We start from the raw sequence: 17,032 nt of genomic DNA, 5'->3' as shown, positions 1-17,032 counted from the left end.
CATCGGGCCCGATACCGCGTTCGTTGTCCACGGGCATTCTCGACGGCAGCTGGCGCATCCTCGGCCGGGAAATCCAGGGATGGCTGATCCCGGCGGCACGCGGAACGATCCGCCTGGCGGTCTGGTGCGACGGCGAAAAGCTCGCGGAACTGACCGTCACGGTGGCCGAGCCGTCGGCCGACACGCCCTACCGACCGCTCGCATCCTTCACCTATCACTTGCCCCAGGCGCTCGCCGACAACCGGCCTCATCGGCTCGGCGTCACGCCGGCTGGCGAACCGGGGCGGCATCTGCCAAACGCCAGCGGTCGGAATCTGGCGCTGTACCAGGCGAAGGTGCTGATGTCGGTCGATTCCGTCGAAGGTGGCATCATTCGCGGCTGGGCTTTCGACAGCACCATGGCCGATGCCGTCGTGACGGTCGAATTGTGGGACGGAAAGCGTTTCGTCGCCAGCACCGAAACGAATGTGACCCGAAACGATGTCAATGCCAAATACGGCATCTTCGGCAACCACGGCTTCAGCCTGCCGGTTCCCCAAGCCTTGTTCGACGGCTTGGGTCATTGGCTGACGCTGAAGGTTGCCGGCGAAGCCCTGACCTTTCCGAGCCATCGCCGCCTGCCGACAAACCTCGGCCGGAACCTCCTGCAGGGCAAGAGCGACCGCTTTGCCGGCCGGGTGGAGCATGTCGACTGCGAGACCGTCGAAGGCTGGGCGGTCAACCTGCAGGCACCCTTCCGGCCCATCCGCATCTCGCTTCTGGTCGACGGCGTCTCGGTCGCCATCGTGACGGCCAATCAGTTCCAGAAGCGCTTGCAGACGGTGACCGAAAGCGGGTTCCACGCATTCAGCTTCCGGTGGCCGACGCATCTGATGAACGGCACCTGGCGCATCATCGAGGCGCGCGTCGTCGAGGGCGGGGGCGCGGTGCTGGAGTTCGGCGAGAAACGGGAACGCAGCCGCCGCGTCCTGTTCCCGCTGGTCGACTTCTTCGCCGCCTACGACAGCCTGTCCCCGCGCAGCGACACCATGGCGCTGCCGCTGACCAACATCGTCAGCCGGCCACCCCAGGCCGCCGCCGCATCTCCGGCCGGCCGCGTCAGCATCATCATCCTGAACTGGGACGGCGCCCGGATCCTCGCGCAGACCCTGGAAACCATCGCCCGGCACATGACCTCGCGGCCGGTCGAGGTCATCGTGGTCGACCACGGCTCGTCGGACGACAGCCTCGACGTGGCCGGCGGCTTCCGGTCGAGGCTGGATCTGAAGATCGTCCCGCGCCACGCGAATTTCTCGTTCTCGTCGTCCAACAATCTCGCCGCCGGCATGGCCTCGGGCGAGTATCTGTTCTTCGTCAACAACGACATCCTGTTCACCGGCGACTGCCTGCCCGCGATGGCCGGCTGGCTGGAGCGCGATCCGACCGTCGGCGTCGTCGGAATGCGGCTGGTCGAGCCGATCCCCGACCAGAGCGGCACGCTGCATTACGAGACACACCACCGCGGGATCCAGTTCCGTCCGCGGATCCAGGCGTCCGGCGAGGTGACCTATCACCCCGCGGAGGTGGCCGACGAATATTCCGATATCGGCGCCGCCTACGAACTGCCGGCGGTGACCGGTGCCGCGCTCCTCTGCCGCAAGGCGGACTTCCTGGCCGTCGGCGGCTTCGACGAGGCCTATTTCTACGGCATGGAGGATGTCGACCTGTGCCTGCGGATGGCCGAGCGGATCGGCCGGCGCATCGTCTGCGACACCTCGGTCACCGCGATCCACAATCGCAGCTACACCCGGACGGCCCGCCTCGTCTCAGGCAAGCCCAATCCGATCCTGTCGAATCCCAAATCGCAGATCGCCAACCATCAGACCTTCAACGCGCATTTCAAGCGCCGGATCGTCCATCGCACGCTCCAGTCGCTGATCGACGGCGAGACCGTCTGGCGCGCGCGCCCGCTGCGCGTCACCTTCATCGTGACCGACGCCTCCTTCTCGACCCCCGCCGGCGACTTCTACACCGCGATGGAAATGGCCTCGGCCATGCGCAAGCTGTACGGCTGGGAAACGCTGTTCGTCAGGTTCAATTTGCACGACCTGCAGGGGACAGACGTGGCCGTCGCGATGCGCCACGACTACGACCTGGGCAAGGCCCGCAGCGCCAATCCGGGACTGGTCACGGTCGCCTGGATCCGCAACCGGGTCGACGAATGGCTGGCCTCGCCGCATTTCCAATCCTACAATCTGATCTTCTGCTCGTCGGAACTGGCGATCCGCCATATCGCCGAGGCGACCGGACGGACCGCCTATCTGCTGCCGATCGCGACGAACGACGAGCGCTTCTCGCCCCGGGAACCGGTCGAGGAACACCGCACCGACATCGTCTTCACCGGCAGCTACTATCTCAGCCACGAACGGGAGGCCGTCGGGCTTCTGGACAAGGTCGACCTGCCGGGGTCCCTGGCGATCTACGGCTACGGATGGGGAGATCATCCGCGCTGGCGCCGGCACTGGCGCCGCTCGGTGCCCTATTACGAGCTGCCCGACATCTACCCGTCCGCCAGGCTGGTCATCGACGATTCGCACCCGGTCACGCGGACCTGGAATTCGCTGAACTCGCGCATCTTCGATGCGCTGGGCAGCGGGGCGTTGGTCGTCACCAACTGCCGGGGCGGCGCCAGGGAGTTGTTCGGCGACCTGCTGCCGACCTTCTCCACCGCCGAGGAATTGTCGGCGCTGCTGGCCCGCTATCTGGCCCACCCGGAGGAGCGGGCCGCCCTGGCCGCGCGGCTCTGCGCCGAAGTGCGGGAGAAGCACACCTACAAGAACCGGGCGATGGCGTTCAGGGACGCCCTGCGGGCTTTCGCCCGCAGCACCCTGCGCTTCAGCATCAAGATCGGCGTCCCCAACCACGAGGAGAAGCTCTCCTGGGGCGACTGGCATTTCGCTCTCGGATTGCAGCGCGCGCTGACCCGGGCCGGGCATTTCGCGCGCATCGACATCCTGCCCGATTGGGCCACCCAGCAGGGCGCCGGAGACGATGTCGTGCTCGTGCTGCGCGGGCTGTCGGCATGGAAGCCGGTCGCCTCGAAGATCAACCTGCTCTGGCTGATCAGCCATCCGGACGACGTGCCGCTGAGCGAGCTGGACGCCTACGACCATGTCTTCGTCGCTTCGGATTCCTATGCCGAAGTCCTGCGCCGCCGGCTCGGCGACCGCGTGTCGCCGCTCCTGCAATGCACCGACCCGGCCCTGTTTCATGATGGCGACTTTCACGACGGCGACAGGCGCGACGCCGAAGCGGAGCCCGCGGCGGTGCCGGACCTCCTGTTCGTCGCCAATTCCCGCGGCGTCCGGCGTCCGATCATCGACGATGCCGTTCGGGCGGGGCTCGATGTCGGCGTCTACGGCAGCCGGTGGGACGGGTTGATCCCCGAGAAGCAGATCCGCGGCACCTATCTGCCGAACGAACGGCTGCGCCACCATTACGCCAATGCCAAGATCGTCTTCAACGATCACTGGCAGGACATGAAGCGGGAGGGGTTCGTCTCGAACCGCATTTTCGATGCGGGGGCCTGCGGCGCCGCCATCGTCAGCGACGACGTGCCCGGCATGACCGACCTGTTCGGTGACGCGGTCGCCACCTACCGGAACGCGGACGATCTCGGCGCGACCGTACGGGCGCTGTTGTCCGACGACGACCGGCGCAAGGCCATGGGCGCCGCCCTGCGCAGCATCGTGCTCGCCCGGCACACCTTCGACCACCGCGTCTCGGACATCCTGGACATCGTCGCCCGTTTCCAGGCCCAGGCCGCCCTCAAAGAACAGGCATGATCTTGGAAGACAATTCTCCCGCCGGTTCGGACCGTCCCGACGCCCACTTCCGAGCGCACACGGCGCGCGTCGCCGTCATCGGCCTCGGCTATGTCGGATTGCCGCTGGCGCTGGCTCTGTGCGGCGCCGGCTTTCCGACCACCGGCTTCGACATCGATGCCGGCAAGACCGAGCACCTGAATGCCGGCCGATCCTACATCCAGCAGATCGCGGACGCGCGCATCGCGGCGGCCGTGGCCACGGGCCGGTTCCACGCGACATCGGATGCCCGGGCGCTCGATGCCGCCGATGCGGTCATCATCTGCGTGCCGACCCCGCTGACGCCGCAGCGGGAGCCCGATCTCGGTTTCGTCGTCGCCACCGCCCGCATGATCCGGGACCATCTCCGGCCCGGCCAGCTGATCGTGCTCGAATCGACCACCTACCCCGGCACGACCGAAGAGGTCGTGCGCCCGATCCTCGAGGAAACCGGCCTCAAGTCCGGCACCGACTTCTTTCTTGCCTACTCGCCGGAGCGCGAAGATCCCGGCAACATCCAGTTCTCGACCACCAGCATCCCCAAGGTGGTCGGCGGCGACGGCGACACGGCCCGGGCCCTCGCCACGGCCCTCTACGCGCAGGTCGTCTCGAACGTCGTTCCCGTGTCGTCCGCCAGAGTGGCCGAGGCGACCAAGCTGACGGAAAACATCTTCCGATCGGTCAACATCGCGCTCGTCAACGAATTGAAGATCGTGTTCGACCGGATGAACATCGACATCTGGGAGGTGATCGAGGCGGCGAAGTCGAAACCGTTCGGCTACATGCCGTTCTACCCGGGTCCGGGCCTGGGCGGTCACTGCATCCCGATCGATCCCTTCTACCTGACCTGGAAGGCGCGCGAATACGAGATCTCGACGCGCTTCATCGAACTGGCCGGCGAAATCAATACCATGATGCCGCGCTACGTGGTCGACCGGTTGGCCGAGGCACTGGATCTGCGCCACGGCAAGAGCCTGAGCCGCGCCCGCATTCTGCTCATCGGCATCGCCTACAAGAAGAATGTCGACGACTGCCGCGAATCGCCCGGCCTGCGGCTGATGGAACTGCTGCGCGCGCGCAAGGCGGAGGTCGAGTTCTACGATCCCCACATCCCGACGATCCCGATCACGCGCGAGCACCCGGACCTGGCCGGTCTGCGGTCGGTCGAATGGTCGCCGGGCACTCTGGCTCGGTTCGATGCGGCGCTGATCGTCACGGATCACGACCTGATCGACTACGAGATGCTGGCGCAGGGCTGTCCGCTGATCGTGGACACGCGCAACGCAATGCGTCATGTCGACCGGCATGCCGATCGAATCGTCAAGGCCTGACGGGTGCGGCCGCCGTCGGGGGCAGCCCCGCGGCATGTCCCGGCGACGGCGCATGACGACATGAAGGTTCCGAGCCCGGCGGGCGGCCGCCGGTCCTTCGAAGACCCAGGAAGCAGATCATGACCAGTGTCTCGCCCACCCCCGCCTGCACGGTCTGCGGCGGGACCGTGTTTTCGCCCGGCCCCGCCGGCCGCATGTCCGAGTCCGGCAAGCCGCCCCATTGCGCCCGGTGCGGCTCGCTGGAGCGGCATCGCGCCAATCGCGCGCTGTTCCAGCACCTGCCGATCGGGGTCCTGTCCTGGCGGCGGGGCTTGCAGTTCAGCCCGGACGTCGCCCTGGCGCCGTCTTGGTTCGCTTCGCTGGAAGTCTCCGTCTATGGCGGCCAGAACAGCCTCGATCTGCAGAAGATCGACCGTCCGGACGAAGCCTACGATTTCATATCGCTCAGCCACGTTCTCGAATTCGTGCCCGACGACCGGGCGTCCTTTCGCGAACTGACCCGCATCCTCAGTCCCGCCGGACTGATCCATCTCGTCGTCTCGCGGCCCCTCTCGCGCGAGTTCAGCCAGGACTTCGAGACCGCCACCGGCGTGCACCAGTATTTCCACCTCTACGGGCGCGACTTTGCAGTTCGGTTCGGCCTGGCCGAGGCCGGACTGCATCTGCTCATCGTCCAGACGGCCGATCCGGTCACAGGCGATACGGAGGCCGTCCACCTGATCGCGAAATCGGCCGCCGTTCTCGCCGCCGTGGGCGCCTATCTGCGCGAGGACTCCCGCTATCGAAGCCTCCAGCGACCCGCCCCGGGCGCCTGAAGGCAACCCCCGCCGATCGGGCGGGCCCGCCGAACGGGCAGGCCCGTCCCCCAACACCCATCCGCCCCGGGAGGCGACCAATGGACCCGACGACCAGCAAAGCCGCCGCATTCTGGAACGATGCGCAGCGCCGGTCGCTGCCGGCGCGGTCGCGATGGTGGCAGTTCCCGACCATTCACGCCCATATCAATCGCATGACGACCGGTCAGCCGAGGCCGGGAGCCCATGCCGGCTTCCATCACCTGATCGAGCAGGCAGCGTCGAGCGGCCCGTTCGCCCGCGCGGTCTCCGTCGGATGCGGGACCGGCGTGATGGAGATGGAACTGGTCGTCGCGGGCCTGGTTGGCGAGTTCCACCTCTACGAGATCAGCAGTGTTCGGATCGCCGCCGGACGCCAGCATGCCGAGAGGCTCGGCATCACCGACAAGGTCTTCTTCCACGAGACCGACGCCTTCACGGATTGCCGGGATCGCACCTTCGACCTCGTCTACTGGCATGACGCCCTTCATCACATGCCGGATACCGAGATGGCGGTCGCCTGGAGCCGGGAGCGCCTGCGCGCCGGCGGCGTCTTTGCGATGAACGACTTCGTCGGACCGTCCCGCTTCCAGTGGACGGACCGGATGCTCGACTTCGGCAGCCGATTCCGCCAGGGCCTGCCGGATCGCTATCTCGTCGCACCAGGCGATCCCGCGCGATCGATCCCGCGCGCGGTCCTGCGCCCGTCGATCGATTTGATGATCGCCGAAGATCCGTCCGAAGCCGCCGACAGCGACCGGATCATCCCGTCGCTCAAGGCGATCTTTCCGGACATCCAGATCAGGCTGACCGGCGGCGTCATCTATCATTCGGCGCTCAACGACATCCTGTCCAACATCGACGAGCAGGCCGACGAGGGGCTCCTGAAGACCGCGCTGCTGCTCGACGAAAGCTTGACCCTGCTGGGAGAGACCCACTACGCCGTCGCGATGGCGACCCGCTAGTGGTCAAAATCTGACATTTGCGTCCCGCAAATGTCAGAATGAATTGACGTCAGATTGAATTGACCGCGGAGTCAAAGAGTTAATGCTTCGGATTCACGAGACGGATGGGTACCATCCGTCTCGATCGAACCACGAGAGCAGGCTCCGATCACGGCGGCCCGCCGCGATCGCTTCAGGGGATTGTCGGCGGCGGCGACTTCGGAGCTTCGGCGTCCAGTGCGGGTGGCGCCTTCTTGCGGCCGTCGGCCGGTTCGTGTTCCGGCCCGATATTGCCGAACAGCCGGCACCACGCGTCCGTCTCGCGACGAATGGCATCCAGCGTCGCCCGGTTTGCGGCGCTGTCGTCGCCGGCTCTGAGCGCGTTCAGAAGCCGATAGACCGTGGCGGCGTGCGGCAGGATGCCCTGGAGGGCGTCGTCGAAGGGCGGCGGCGCATGATGGCGGAGGTCCGCCGACAGGAAGGCGTCCACCGCAGCCCGCCGGTCGTCTTCGTCGAGCGGCCAATCGAACTTGATGCGACGGCCGGCCTCGCCCAGTTCCGCGCGCCAATCGGCGAGCACACCCTCGTAGCTCACGAAGGCACGGACCCGGTCCCGCGTCGAGGCTTCCGCTTCCAGCATGTGACGCATCCAGACGAGAACGGCACGACTGGTGCCGATCCCTTCCCGACGCTCCAGCGAGGCGGCCACGGCCAGCGGATGGCGGAGCGCAATGAGGAAAGCCGGAGCAATCCCAAGACCGGCGAAGACCCGGTGCCAGAGTGGCAGAAGCCGGCACATGCGCGGGTCCTTCACGACGAACAGGGGCGACGCGCCATACTCGGACAGGACGAGGTCGGACAGGATCGCCCGGTAGCGGGCCGCCATATCCGAGCGGAACCATGCGGCGGGTACCGAGCGCCAGGACGACCACTCGATCTCGATCGCACTCAGAATTTCGTCATGGACCGCGACGATGGCGACCGGCTCCCAATATCCGCGCGGATTGAACCGCGCCGGCCGCATCAGGCGCGCCGGCGTGCCCGCCCCGAGAGCCGCGAGGCTCCCGGCCAGCGCAGAGGTCCCGCTCCGATGCATGCCCAGAACGACGAGCGCCCGCCGTTGCGGACCCCCGATCTTGCCATGCCAGTCTTCGTTCGCCACCAACTGTCCCCACGCGCCCGATACCCTCCCATTATCAAGGGTATGGAGGCTTTTGAAAATGGGGAATGGCGCGCGGCCGGATGAAGGTCTGAAGCGGCGGGACCGCCCCGCCGGATCGGAACGAGGCTAGGCGGCCTGCCGCACTTCGTAGGTCCAAACGCGGAATGTCTTCAGCACATGCGGGCCGAAGGAGTTGACCAGCGGCACGTCGGCGGCGTCGCGACCGCGGGCAACCACGATGCGGCCGATCCGGGGCACGTTGTTGCGCGGGTCGAAGGTGCGCCACGCACCGTCGAGAAAGACCTCGATCCAGGCGCTGAAATCCATCGGCTCGACGACCGGCACGCCGATATCGCCGAGATGGCCATTGACGTAGCGGGCCGGGATGTTGAGGCAGCGGCAGAAGGTGACGGCCAGATGCGCAAAGTCTCGGCAGACGCCGATGCGCTCGTGATAGACCTCGTAGGCGGTCCGCGTCGAACGCGCCTGCAGATAGTCGAACTTGATGTGATTGTTGACGAAATCGCAGATCGCCTGGACGCGTCCCCAGCCCGGCGGGATCTTGCCGAAATGGTCCCAGGCGATCTGGCTGAGACGATCCGTCTCGCAATACCGGCTGCCCATCAGATAGGCGAGCGTCGAATCCGGCAGATCGGTCACCGGGATCTCGCGCGCCCAGGGCAGCACCGGGTCCGGGTGACCGCTATCCTCGACGGTCGCATCGCCCCAGATCATCAAGTCGCCCGGCGGCGCGACGAGCCGCCGGCAGCGGTTGCCGAACAGGTCGACATAGATCGACATCGGCACTTCGGGAGTCGTGAAGGCCGTCTCCTGGCTTCGGATGTCGGCGCGCCGATCCTCATGGACCGACAACAGGCAGACCAGCGCCGTGGGCTGGTCAAACGACATGGTGATTTCGTAACCGCAACGAATGAGCATCGGCCCCACTATCGCAACTGGGTGGTGGTCAAGGTGTAGCTGTCGAGCCGCCGGCCGGCATAGGCCTTCAGCGCGACCGCCTGAATGGTACTGCGCAGCCGATCGAAGGCGGACAAACACTCGTCTTCCGTCAGTTCCGCGCCGCCACGCGATCCGGCACCGCCGAGCGCCGCCGCTTCGACGAAGAACCGGACCTCGAACATGCCGTCGTGACCGAGGAAGCGGACCGCATTGCGCGCCCGATCGAAACTACGGGTCGGATTGGGAAAAGCCAGCGTCATGATCGGCGGCCCGTTCCGGTCGGCGCCGTCTGCGTCGGCCCCGTATCGGGTGCGGCCGTGTCGGTTGGTGGGTTGCCGGTTGGGGCCTCGTCGGCCGCGACCGCCGCCGACGACGATGCCGGCAGTTCGCGCTCGCGGCGGCGCCGGGCGTTGACCCGCGCATCGAGCCGATTGAGCGACACCATGCCGTCGGTCGCTTCCGACCGGCTAAGGCCCGTCATCGGCGCACCGCCGCGGCGGGCCGGGACGCCGGTGAAGACGTGATAGACCGTCCAGGATCGATCGCTTTCGATGCGTCGCCCGAACTGATGGTCGAGGATCGCGGTGGCCGGCGCTCCGCCCTCGTTCTCCCAGACGCCGAGCGCGAGGGCTTGCCGCGCGCGGGCTCTGTCAAATCGTGGGGCGTCCATGCGGCGGCCTTTCAGTCCGGAACTGCGTCATCATCAAACGATCCAGAGTGGAACTTGTTCCCCTCACCGTCATAGATCGACATGCCGTCAGGCCGCTGTGGCATGTCGAGGGTCTCCCGAAGTTGAAGCGCGACGGCGATCGCCGCGTTTCGGTCGGCGGCTTCGGCGGTCTCCCGTCCGATGATCGCACAGGCCTTGTCCGAGGGGCGGATGCGGTAGAATTCGATCACGACCTTCATGGCCGCGCCCTCGAACCGCGGGCCGCCACGGGCATCAGGTCTTGCCCTTGGTCCGGTCGGTGCTGAAGGCTGCCGTCACCTTGTTCTGGCCGGCGCCGAGGACCGGCGGCTTGGCCGCGGGCTTGTCCTGCTTCGGCTTGCGGGTCTCGCGGTTGCTGCGCTTCTGTGCCTTAGCCATGTCCGAAGGTTCTTTCGATGAGAGCGGCTTCTTCGCCGGGCGCGGCGCGAAGCGGTTCGAGCGTGTCCTGCATGGCAACGCGCTCGTGACGTTCGGCCTCGTTGCGGATGCGATACTGCGGCTGGTCGCCCCGCGGCGGGAGCGTGCCGGTGATGCGATAGACATCCGAGGACCGCGACAGCTGCCCGAAGCCGCCCTTGAGGCGGACGGCCTGTCCGATGGCGAACAGATGCGTCTGCTCTTCGGAGCGGTTCGGCGCGGAGCCGCGACGCGGATGGTTGGCGGTGGTCATGAGCCCCTGTTGTCCTTTTCCAATGCGGCTTCGAGGTCTGCGGGTTTGATGGGCACCATCTGGCGCGTCGGTCCGGACTGGCCGATGCCCGGCAGGTGGATGAACGAGCCGACCCGGTGCCAGGCGATCTGGGAGAGGCCTTCAAGGGCTTCCTCATCATGATCGACGCGGTAGTCGCCGGCCGGCAGCGACAGGTCGAAACCCGGCAGCAGAAAGGGTTTCGAGAAGCGGACGGTGGTCTCGGTCGTGCGACTGGCCATGCGTGCGGGTCTCCGCGAGGCCCCTAGGTCCGATCGAAAGGGAGGAGCATCCTCCCCTTGGATCGAACCACGGGCTCTTCGACCACGAGGGATGCGCCGCATGCGCCGCTCCGGTTCGATCAGCAATGAACTCCGACTGCCAGTACATCCGTGGTCAGTGCCTGAATTCATTCCAGGATTCGAATCGAGCGACGGTCGCGCCGGAACAGCGCATGCCTTGGCGATCGGAAATTCGAAGGAAGATGGCGGGTCTCTGACACCGCAAAGCCATATCGGCCAAATCTACGAGTTCCTTATATGTACTTCATTGGCGCGCGACACAAGCGATTTGCGCGTGTTTGTTTTCGCGACAGAAAGAAAAACAGACGATCGACAGCCGGAGCGTTGAAAATGAACGCTCCGCGGGAGTTGTCGAACCGTCACCCTATCGCCGTGACCCAGGCCCGATCGCGCCGCCGGCCGCCATGTGCAGGCCAAGATCCCGATCCGGCCATAGCCCGGGGCGGCCGCGTTGTACTGGTTCTCGGCGGCAGCCTGCCGGCGGTTTACGCAAGCCGGCCCCGACAGGACTGCATCGGCCGATCCGCTGCCCCAACTTGATCTCGAAATCCGCCATCCTCAGGGGCGCGAGACCATGCTCGGATCGACCATTGCCCAGCCGGTGGCCGTCGCTTCGGCCTGATTCCGTTGGCGACGCAGATGATCTAGGCTGATGCCAACGCGGCGATGCCGCGACGAATCGGGCTTGGCGGGATGCCGGGAGACGGACGGAGCGGCATGGTGGCAAGGCCGGTTTGGGGATTGGCGGTGGGGTTGGCCGTCCTGTGCGGGCTGGGCCTGCCGGCGCACGGGCAGTCGACCGCCGAGGAGAGCCGCGCCGAGATCGTCGCGGCCCGCAACGGGTTGCCGGCCGATGCCGCCAAGGTGCTGTTCGGTTCGATGACACAGCCCGCGCCGCTGGCCGCCCGCTCGATCGGGTCCTACGCCCGGGGCTGCCTCGCCGGTGGCGTCGCCATGCCGGTCAACGGGCCGGCATGGCAGGTGATGCGGCTCAGCCGGAACCGCAACTGGGGCCATCCGGCGCTGATCGCCTATCTGGAACGCTTCGCCGAGGCGGCGCGGCGCGACGGCTGGCCAGGCCTGCTGATCGGCGACATGTCGCAGCCGCGCGGCGGCCCCATGCTGACCGGCCATGCCAGCCACCAGATCGGGCTCGACGCCGACATCTGGCTGCTCGCCATGCCGCAGCGCGAACTTCTGCTGCAGGAGCGCGAATCGATCAGCGCCGTCTCGATGGTCAGGATGGCGACCCGCGAGATCGACACCCGGGTCTGGACCGAGGCGCATGCCCGGCTGATCCGGCGCGCGGCGAGCGACGCGGAGGTCGCGCGCATCTTCGTGCATCCGGCGATCAAGAAGGCGCTGTGCGACTGGAAGGACGGCGGCGCGGATCGGGCCCGCTGGCTCGGCAAGGTGCGCCCCTGGTACGGGCACAACTACCATTTCCACGTCCGGCTGGCCTGCCCGGCCGGCATCGCCGACTGCAAGGACCAGGACAGGCCTCCCGAGGGCGACGGCTGCGGCACCGATCTGGCCTGGTGGCTCGGCCCCGAGCCCTGGAAACCGTCGCCGCCCTCCCCGCCGAAGCCGCCGATGAAGCTCGCCGACCTGCCCGAGACCTGCGCCCAGGTGCTGGCAACGCCCTGACGCCTGCGGCGTCCTGCCGCCGGCGTCACGCCTATCCGGCAGGCCGCAACGGGTCGGTCAGACCCGCATCGGCATCAGGACGTAGAGCGCGTTGGTCTGGCCGAAATCGTGGATCAGCGTCGGCGAGCCCGGATCGGCCAGCCGGAACACGGCCGTATCGGTCTCCAACTGGCCGGCGATGTCGAGCAGGTAGCGGCTGTTGAAGCCGATATCCAGCGGATCGGATTCGTATTCGACCGCCAGTTCCTCGGTCGCCGAGCCGGAATCCGGATTGACCACGGTCAAGACCAGACGCCCGTCGCCCACCGTCAGCTTCACGGCGCGGCCGCGCTCCGACGAGATGGTCGAGACGCGGTCGACGGCGGCGGCGAACTCGTCGCGGTCGACCTTCAGTTCCTTGTCGTTGCCCTGCGGGATGACCCGGCCATATTCCGGGAAGGTGCCGTCGATCAGCTTCGAGGTCAGCACCACGGCGCCGGTGGCGCCCTCGCCGGCGGCCGCGAAGGTCAGGCGGATCTTGCTGTCGGAGACCTCGACGCCGACCTTGGCCTCCGGATCCTCGACCAGCTTCTGGATCTCGCCGACGGTCTTGCGCGGCACGATGATGCCCGGCATGCCCTCCGAGCCGTGCGGGGCGACCATCTCGGCCTGGGCCAGCCGATGACCGTCGGTGGCGACGGCGCGGAAACGCAACTCGCCGCCGCCTTCGACGGTGTGGAAATAGATGCCGTTCAGATAGTAGCGCGTCTCTTCGGTCGAGATGGCGAACTGGGTCCGGTCGACCAGGCGCTTCAGGTCGGCCGCGGACAGCGAGAAGCGATGGCCGAAGGTGCCGGCGGTCAGATCCGGGAAATCCGTCTCCGGCAGCATCTGCAGCGCGAATTTCGAGCGGCCGGCCTTCAGGTCGAGCGTGGCGCCGTCGTTGCGGGTAGCCAGTTCGATCTGGGCGCCGTCCTGCAGCTTGCGCACGATGTCATAGATCATGTGCGCCGGAACCGTGGTGGCGCCGGGCTCGGCCACCATGGCCGGGATCGCCTCGGAGACTTCCAGGTCGAGGTCGGTCGCCTTCAGCTTCAGTTCGCCGCCCTCCGCGCGCAACAGCACGTTGGACAGGATCGGGATCGTGTTGCGGCGCTCGACCACGCGGTGCACGTGGTTCAGCGACTTGAGGAGATGCGCCCGCTCGACGGTGACTTTCATGGGGCTCGAACTCTGGATGATGCCTCGCGCGGCCGGCGTCTCGGCGCGCTGGTCGGTGGGCCTGCCCCGGCGGCACCGGTCATCCATGCGGCCCGGTGGAACCACATGGCGAACCGGTCGCGAACGACCCCGCCGGGCTGTGAAACTTGGCCGGAACGCCTTCGCGACGCAAGCAAAACCTCGCGTCGGCCGGCGACCGATCGCGGCCGAAGCGCGCGATTCCGTCCCGCCGGCGCTCAGGCGCCCGGCTGCGGCCCGTCATAGCCGCCGATGATGATCAGATCGATCACCGCGCCGTCGCCGCGCGCTGCGATGGCGGCGGCATATTCGGGCGAGGCGTAGCAGGCACGCGCCTCGTCCAGGCTGTCGAACTCGATCACCACGTTGCGATCGCGCGCCGAGCCGATCGGATTGTCGAACGGACCGCCACGCACCAGGAAGCGGCCGTTATATTTGGCGAAAGCCGGACCGTTCGCTGCCACATAGGCCTTGTAGCGCTCCGGGTCGGTCACGTCGACGCGGGCGATCCAGTATGCCTTGGCCATTCAATCCTCCTCGATGAACACGGCGATCTCGCCGATCGGCTTCTTGGTGATGCGCGGCACCGTGGCGCCTTCCGCCGGATAGCCGACGACCAGCAGGATATAGGGCTTTTCCGCGTCCGGGCGACCCAGGATCTCGTTCAAGAAGCCCATCGGCGAGGGCGTGTGGGTCAGGGTCGCGAGGCCGGCGCCGTGCAGCGCGGCGATCAGGAAACCGGTCGCGATGCCGACCGATTCGGGCACGTAATAGTGCTTCACCTTGGCGCCGTCCGGCGCCGTGCCCCAGCGCTGGCCGAAGATCGCGATCAGCCAGGGGGCGGTTTCCAGAAACGACTTGTCGGCATCGGTGCCGAGCGGGGCGAGCGCATCGAGCCAGGCATCCCCGGCGCGGCCGCCGTAGAAGGCGCGTTCCTCCGCCTCGGCCGCCTCCCGGATGCGCCGCTTCACGCGCCGGTCGCCGATGGCCACGAAGGTCCAGGGCTGCTGGTTGGCCCCGGAGGGTGCGGTGCCGGCCGTCGCGATCGCGGTCTCGATCAGGCCGCGCGGCACCGGACGGTCCGAGAAGGCGCGCAGCGACCGCCGCCGGCGCATCAGCGCCAGAAAGGCGTCGGCCCGCGCCCGCATCTCCGCCTCAGGCAGGACATCGAAGGCAAGCGGCTGAAAATCGGCTTCGGTCATGGCGCGGTCCCCGCGGCGAGACATAGCCTCATTGCGGCCTGACCGGTACCCCCTTCGCCGGCCGGCCGTGGCGCGGGAGGACCGATCGCGGCCGGCCGGTCCCCCGTGCCGGTCCTCGTGCGCCTGGGGGCCCGCCGCCGGGCCGTCACACCCCGACCGGGCCTCCCGTGCGGGGCCGATCGCGGCCGAGCCGGACGCCGCGATCGATCATGTCCTTCAGCACGACATACATTTCGGCCGCCGCGAGCGCGTCCTCGAAGGCGTCGTGCTGGACGCGGTCCGGCAGGCCGAGATCGGCCAGGATGGTGGCGAAGCGCAGGTCGATCTCGGAGCCCTGCGGCGCCTTGCCGTATTTGCGGTCGTAATAGAGCTTCGAGACCTCGATCCGCCGGTTCGGCAGCCGCAGGCCGTAATATTCGATCGTGTAGCGGTTCAGCATGGTCGCGTCGTAGTCGATCCAGTAGCCGACCAGGGGGCGCGTGCCGACGAACTCCAGGAACTCCGGCAGCACCTCGCGGATGACGCGGGCGTCGACCACGTCGGAGCCCAGAATCCGGTGCACCTTCATGGCTTCCGCCGTCATCGCCGCCTCGGGCCGGATCACGGCCCGGAAGGCCTCCGAGGTCAGGATGCGGTTGCCGCGGATGCGCACCGCGGCGATCGACACGACATCGTCCCGGCGCGTGTCGAAGCCGGTCGTCTCGCAGTCGACCGAGACCACCTCGCCGGTCGCGTCCGGCTCGAACATCCACAGCCAGCGCTTGTCCCACAGTCGCTGCTGGTCGACCAGCTTGGTCACCGCGCCGAGGAGCGCCATCAGAACAGCCCCAGCTTGAAATGGCTGCGCACGATGTCGCGGAACTGCTTGACCACGCGCAGCGCGTCGCGCAGCAGGTCGCGGTCGGTGCTGGAGAGTTCCGACGGCCGGACCAGCCGCTCCTGGTGCGGTTCGCCGACCCGGACGGCGCGCAATTGGGCGCGCAGGCGCAATTCGCTGAAGAAGCGGAAGGCGCCGACCAGTTCGCGCGCGAAGGCGGCCGAGAGCAATCCCGTCTCCGCCAGCCGCCCGATGCGCTCGACCGTGCCGGCCTCGACGAGACCGTGCTCGATGGCCAGGCTGCGGATGCCGTGCACGATCGGGAAGGTGCCGGACTTCTTCAGGTCGATCACCTCCTCGCGGCCGACCGTCGCCATCAAGGTGCCGATGACGCCGCCGGGGCCGGGAAACTGGTCGATCGCCTTGGCGAAATGCGCCAGATAGGCGCTCTCGCCGCGCATCATCTCGATGAAGCCGGTCTTGACGCGATCGAGCGGGGCCGGATCGCCCGCCACCGCGACGGCATCGAAGAAGATGCCGAGATGCATCGGCGCCTCGTCGTCGGGCTCCAGCACCCAGCGCCGGATCTGGCGGGCGAAGGCCTCCTCGGTCGCCGACCAGACCGGGTTGGAGACCATCACGTTGCCGGGACAGGGCGGGAAGCCGAACTGGGCCAGCGCGCCGGAGAATTCGGTGCGGAACCGGTCGAGATCGGCCTCGGGGACGGGCGCGGACAGGATCAGCCCGTTGTCCTGGTCGGTGCGCACGGTCTGCTCGCCGCGCCCCTCCGAGCCCATTACGATCAGCGTGCCGGCCTGCCGGATGGACGGTGGGGCGAGCATGTGGAACAGGCGGGCGAGCAGGCGTCGGTTGAGGTCGGAGGTGATCTCGGCGATGTCCTCGACGCGCACGCCCTGGGCCTGCAGGCGGCCGACCTGATCCTGGATGTCGCCGGCCGCGATGGCCAGGTCGTCGAGCCCGTGGGCGCGGTCGATGCGGCCGGGGATCAGCTGCGAATTGCCGGCGAACAGGCCGAGAATGTCGATATCCTCGAGTACGCCCGTGACGGCGCCGGCGCGCGTCACCGCCAGCCGCCGCTTGTTGCTTTTGGTCATCTTCATCAGCGCTTCGAAGACGAAATCGTCCTCGTCGACCGCGACCATGTCGTAGTGGGTCACGTCCCCGATCGGCGTCTCCAGCGGCTTGCGCGCCAGCACCACCGCCTTGGAGAGGTTCATGCCGGTGACGATGCCGAGGCGGTCGCCGTCCTGGACGAAGAGGGCGTTCACGTCGCGCTCGCGCATCATGTGGCCGGGCGCCCCCCTCGCGGGGGGGGACCGGACGGGACGGTCGCGCATTGAGGCCGCAGCGGACCGG

The 17,032-nt window shown here is 67.5% G+C and carries 19 protein-coding genes; 6 read left to right on the top strand and 13 right to left on the bottom strand.

The genetic code is table 11. From position 1 onward, the window contains the following. Nucleotides 1-23 precede the first annotated feature (23 nt). From KL771_RS23810 to KL771_RS23795, 4 genes are all read left to right on the top strand, one after another. Nucleotides 24-3,824 (top strand): glycosyltransferase family protein, encoded by a 3,801-nt coding sequence (locus KL771_RS23810; RefSeq protein WP_261971000.1) that lies wholly within the window; start codon nucleotides 24-26, stop codon nucleotides 3,822-3,824. Continuing rightward, the gene (locus KL771_RS23805) at nucleotides 3,821-5,173 is read left to right on the top strand and encodes a nucleotide sugar dehydrogenase (RefSeq protein ID WP_261970999.1); all 1,353 of its coding nucleotides are present in this window, start codon (nucleotides 3,821-3,823) and stop codon (nucleotides 5,171-5,173) included. The genes KL771_RS23810 and KL771_RS23805 overlap by 4 nt, the downstream gene beginning before the upstream one ends. Before the next feature lie 119 nt (nucleotides 5,174-5,292). Further along, the gene (locus KL771_RS23800; protein ID WP_261970998.1) at nucleotides 5,293-5,988 is read left to right on the top strand and encodes a class I SAM-dependent methyltransferase; all 696 of its coding nucleotides are present in this window, start codon (nucleotides 5,293-5,295) and stop codon (nucleotides 5,986-5,988) included. Nucleotides 5,989-6,068: 80 nt separating this feature from the next. Then, nucleotides 6,069-6,971 (top strand): class I SAM-dependent methyltransferase, encoded by a 903-nt coding sequence (locus KL771_RS23795; protein WP_261970997.1) that lies wholly within the window; start codon nucleotides 6,069-6,071, stop codon nucleotides 6,969-6,971. Nucleotides 6,972-7,143: 172 nt separating this feature from the next. Here KL771_RS23795 and KL771_RS23790 read toward each other — a convergent pair whose 3' ends face one another. The 8 genes from KL771_RS23790 to KL771_RS23755 all read right to left on the bottom strand — a co-directional run bounded on the left by KL771_RS23790 (nucleotide 7,144) and on the right by KL771_RS23755 (nucleotide 10,711). Next, nucleotides 7,144-8,112 (bottom strand): sulfotransferase family protein, encoded by a 969-nt coding sequence (locus KL771_RS23790; protein ID WP_261970996.1) that lies wholly within the window; start codon nucleotides 8,110-8,112, stop codon nucleotides 7,144-7,146. Nucleotides 8,113-8,238: 126 nt separating this feature from the next. Next, nucleotides 8,239-9,051 carry a transglutaminase-like domain-containing protein gene (locus KL771_RS23785; RefSeq protein ID WP_261970995.1) on the bottom strand — a complete coding sequence of 271 codons (813 nt, stop codon included), beginning with the start codon at nucleotides 9,049-9,051 and terminating at the stop codon, nucleotides 8,239-8,241. 8 nt (nucleotides 9,052-9,059) lie between these two features. Then, complete coding sequence (locus tag KL771_RS23780) at nucleotides 9,060-9,332, bottom strand: DUF1488 family protein (RefSeq protein WP_261970994.1); 273 nt, start codon at nucleotides 9,330-9,332, stop codon at nucleotides 9,060-9,062. Next, entirely contained in the window at nucleotides 9,329-9,742 is a 414-nt protein-coding gene (locus KL771_RS28320; RefSeq protein ID WP_315901523.1) for a hypothetical protein, read from the bottom strand. Before KL771_RS28320 ends, KL771_RS23780 begins: the two co-directional genes overlap by 4 nt. 11 nt (nucleotides 9,743-9,753) lie before the next feature. Beyond that, complete coding sequence (locus KL771_RS23770; RefSeq protein ID WP_261970993.1) at nucleotides 9,754-9,981, bottom strand: hypothetical protein; 228 nt, start codon at nucleotides 9,979-9,981, stop codon at nucleotides 9,754-9,756. Between the two features lie 34 nt (nucleotides 9,982-10,015). Next, a complete protein-coding gene (locus KL771_RS23765; protein ID WP_181184010.1) occupies nucleotides 10,016-10,159 on the bottom strand; it encodes a hypothetical protein in 144 nt (47 codons plus the stop codon). Then, on the bottom strand, nucleotides 10,152-10,451 hold the full coding sequence (locus KL771_RS23760; protein WP_261970992.1) for a hypothetical protein: 300 nt from the start codon (nucleotides 10,449-10,451) through the stop codon (nucleotides 10,152-10,154). The genes KL771_RS23765 and KL771_RS23760 overlap by 8 nt, the downstream gene beginning before the upstream one ends. Next, entirely contained in the window at nucleotides 10,448-10,711 is a 264-nt protein-coding gene (locus KL771_RS23755; protein WP_261970991.1) for a hypothetical protein, read from the bottom strand. Before KL771_RS23755 ends, KL771_RS23760 begins: the two co-directional genes overlap by 4 nt. A gap of 100 nt (nucleotides 10,712-10,811) precedes the next feature. Here KL771_RS23755 and KL771_RS23750 point away from each other — a divergent pair, with 100 nt between their 5' ends. Together KL771_RS23750 and mepA are read left to right on the top strand one after the other, a co-directional pair. Continuing rightward, the gene (locus KL771_RS23750; RefSeq protein ID WP_261970990.1) at nucleotides 10,812-11,099 is read left to right on the top strand and encodes a hypothetical protein; all 288 of its coding nucleotides are present in this window, start codon (nucleotides 10,812-10,814) and stop codon (nucleotides 11,097-11,099) included. A gap of 389 nt (nucleotides 11,100-11,488) precedes the next feature. Continuing rightward, entirely contained in the window at nucleotides 11,489-12,418 is a 930-nt protein-coding gene (gene mepA / locus KL771_RS23745) for a penicillin-insensitive murein endopeptidase (RefSeq protein WP_390867577.1), read from the top strand. 57 nt (nucleotides 12,419-12,475) lie between these two features. On the opposite strand, the gene dnaN is transcribed toward mepA, so the two are convergent. From dnaN to KL771_RS23720, 5 genes are all read right to left on the bottom strand, one after another. Beyond that, nucleotides 12,476-13,618, bottom strand: coding sequence for a DNA polymerase III subunit beta (gene dnaN, locus KL771_RS23740; RefSeq protein WP_261970988.1), 1,143 nt, complete (start codon nucleotides 13,616-13,618; stop codon nucleotides 12,476-12,478). 236 nt (nucleotides 13,619-13,854) lie between these two features. Then, entirely contained in the window at nucleotides 13,855-14,163 is a 309-nt protein-coding gene (locus KL771_RS23735; protein WP_261970987.1) for a DUF1330 domain-containing protein, read from the bottom strand. Beyond that, nucleotides 14,164-14,838 carry a nitroreductase family protein gene (locus KL771_RS23730; protein ID WP_261970986.1) on the bottom strand — a complete coding sequence of 225 codons (675 nt, stop codon included), beginning with the start codon at nucleotides 14,836-14,838 and terminating at the stop codon, nucleotides 14,164-14,166. A gap of 145 nt (nucleotides 14,839-14,983) precedes the next feature. Next, complete coding sequence (locus KL771_RS23725; RefSeq protein WP_261970985.1) at nucleotides 14,984-15,655, bottom strand: 3'-5' exonuclease; 672 nt, start codon at nucleotides 15,653-15,655, stop codon at nucleotides 14,984-14,986. Further along, on the bottom strand, nucleotides 15,655-16,944 hold the full coding sequence (locus tag KL771_RS23720) for a putative nucleotidyltransferase substrate binding domain-containing protein (protein WP_261970984.1): 1,290 nt from the start codon (nucleotides 16,942-16,944) through the stop codon (nucleotides 15,655-15,657). The genes KL771_RS23725 and KL771_RS23720 overlap by 1 nt, the downstream gene beginning before the upstream one ends. Nucleotides 16,945-17,032: the final 88 nt, after the last annotated feature.

The sequence above is a fragment of the Prosthecodimorpha staleyi genome (genome assembly GCF_018729455.1).
GTDB classification, from domain to species: Bacteria; Pseudomonadota; Alphaproteobacteria; order Rhizobiales; family Ancalomicrobiaceae; genus Prosthecodimorpha; species Prosthecodimorpha staleyi.
This window is presented reverse-complemented; position numbering and strand designations above follow the sequence as displayed.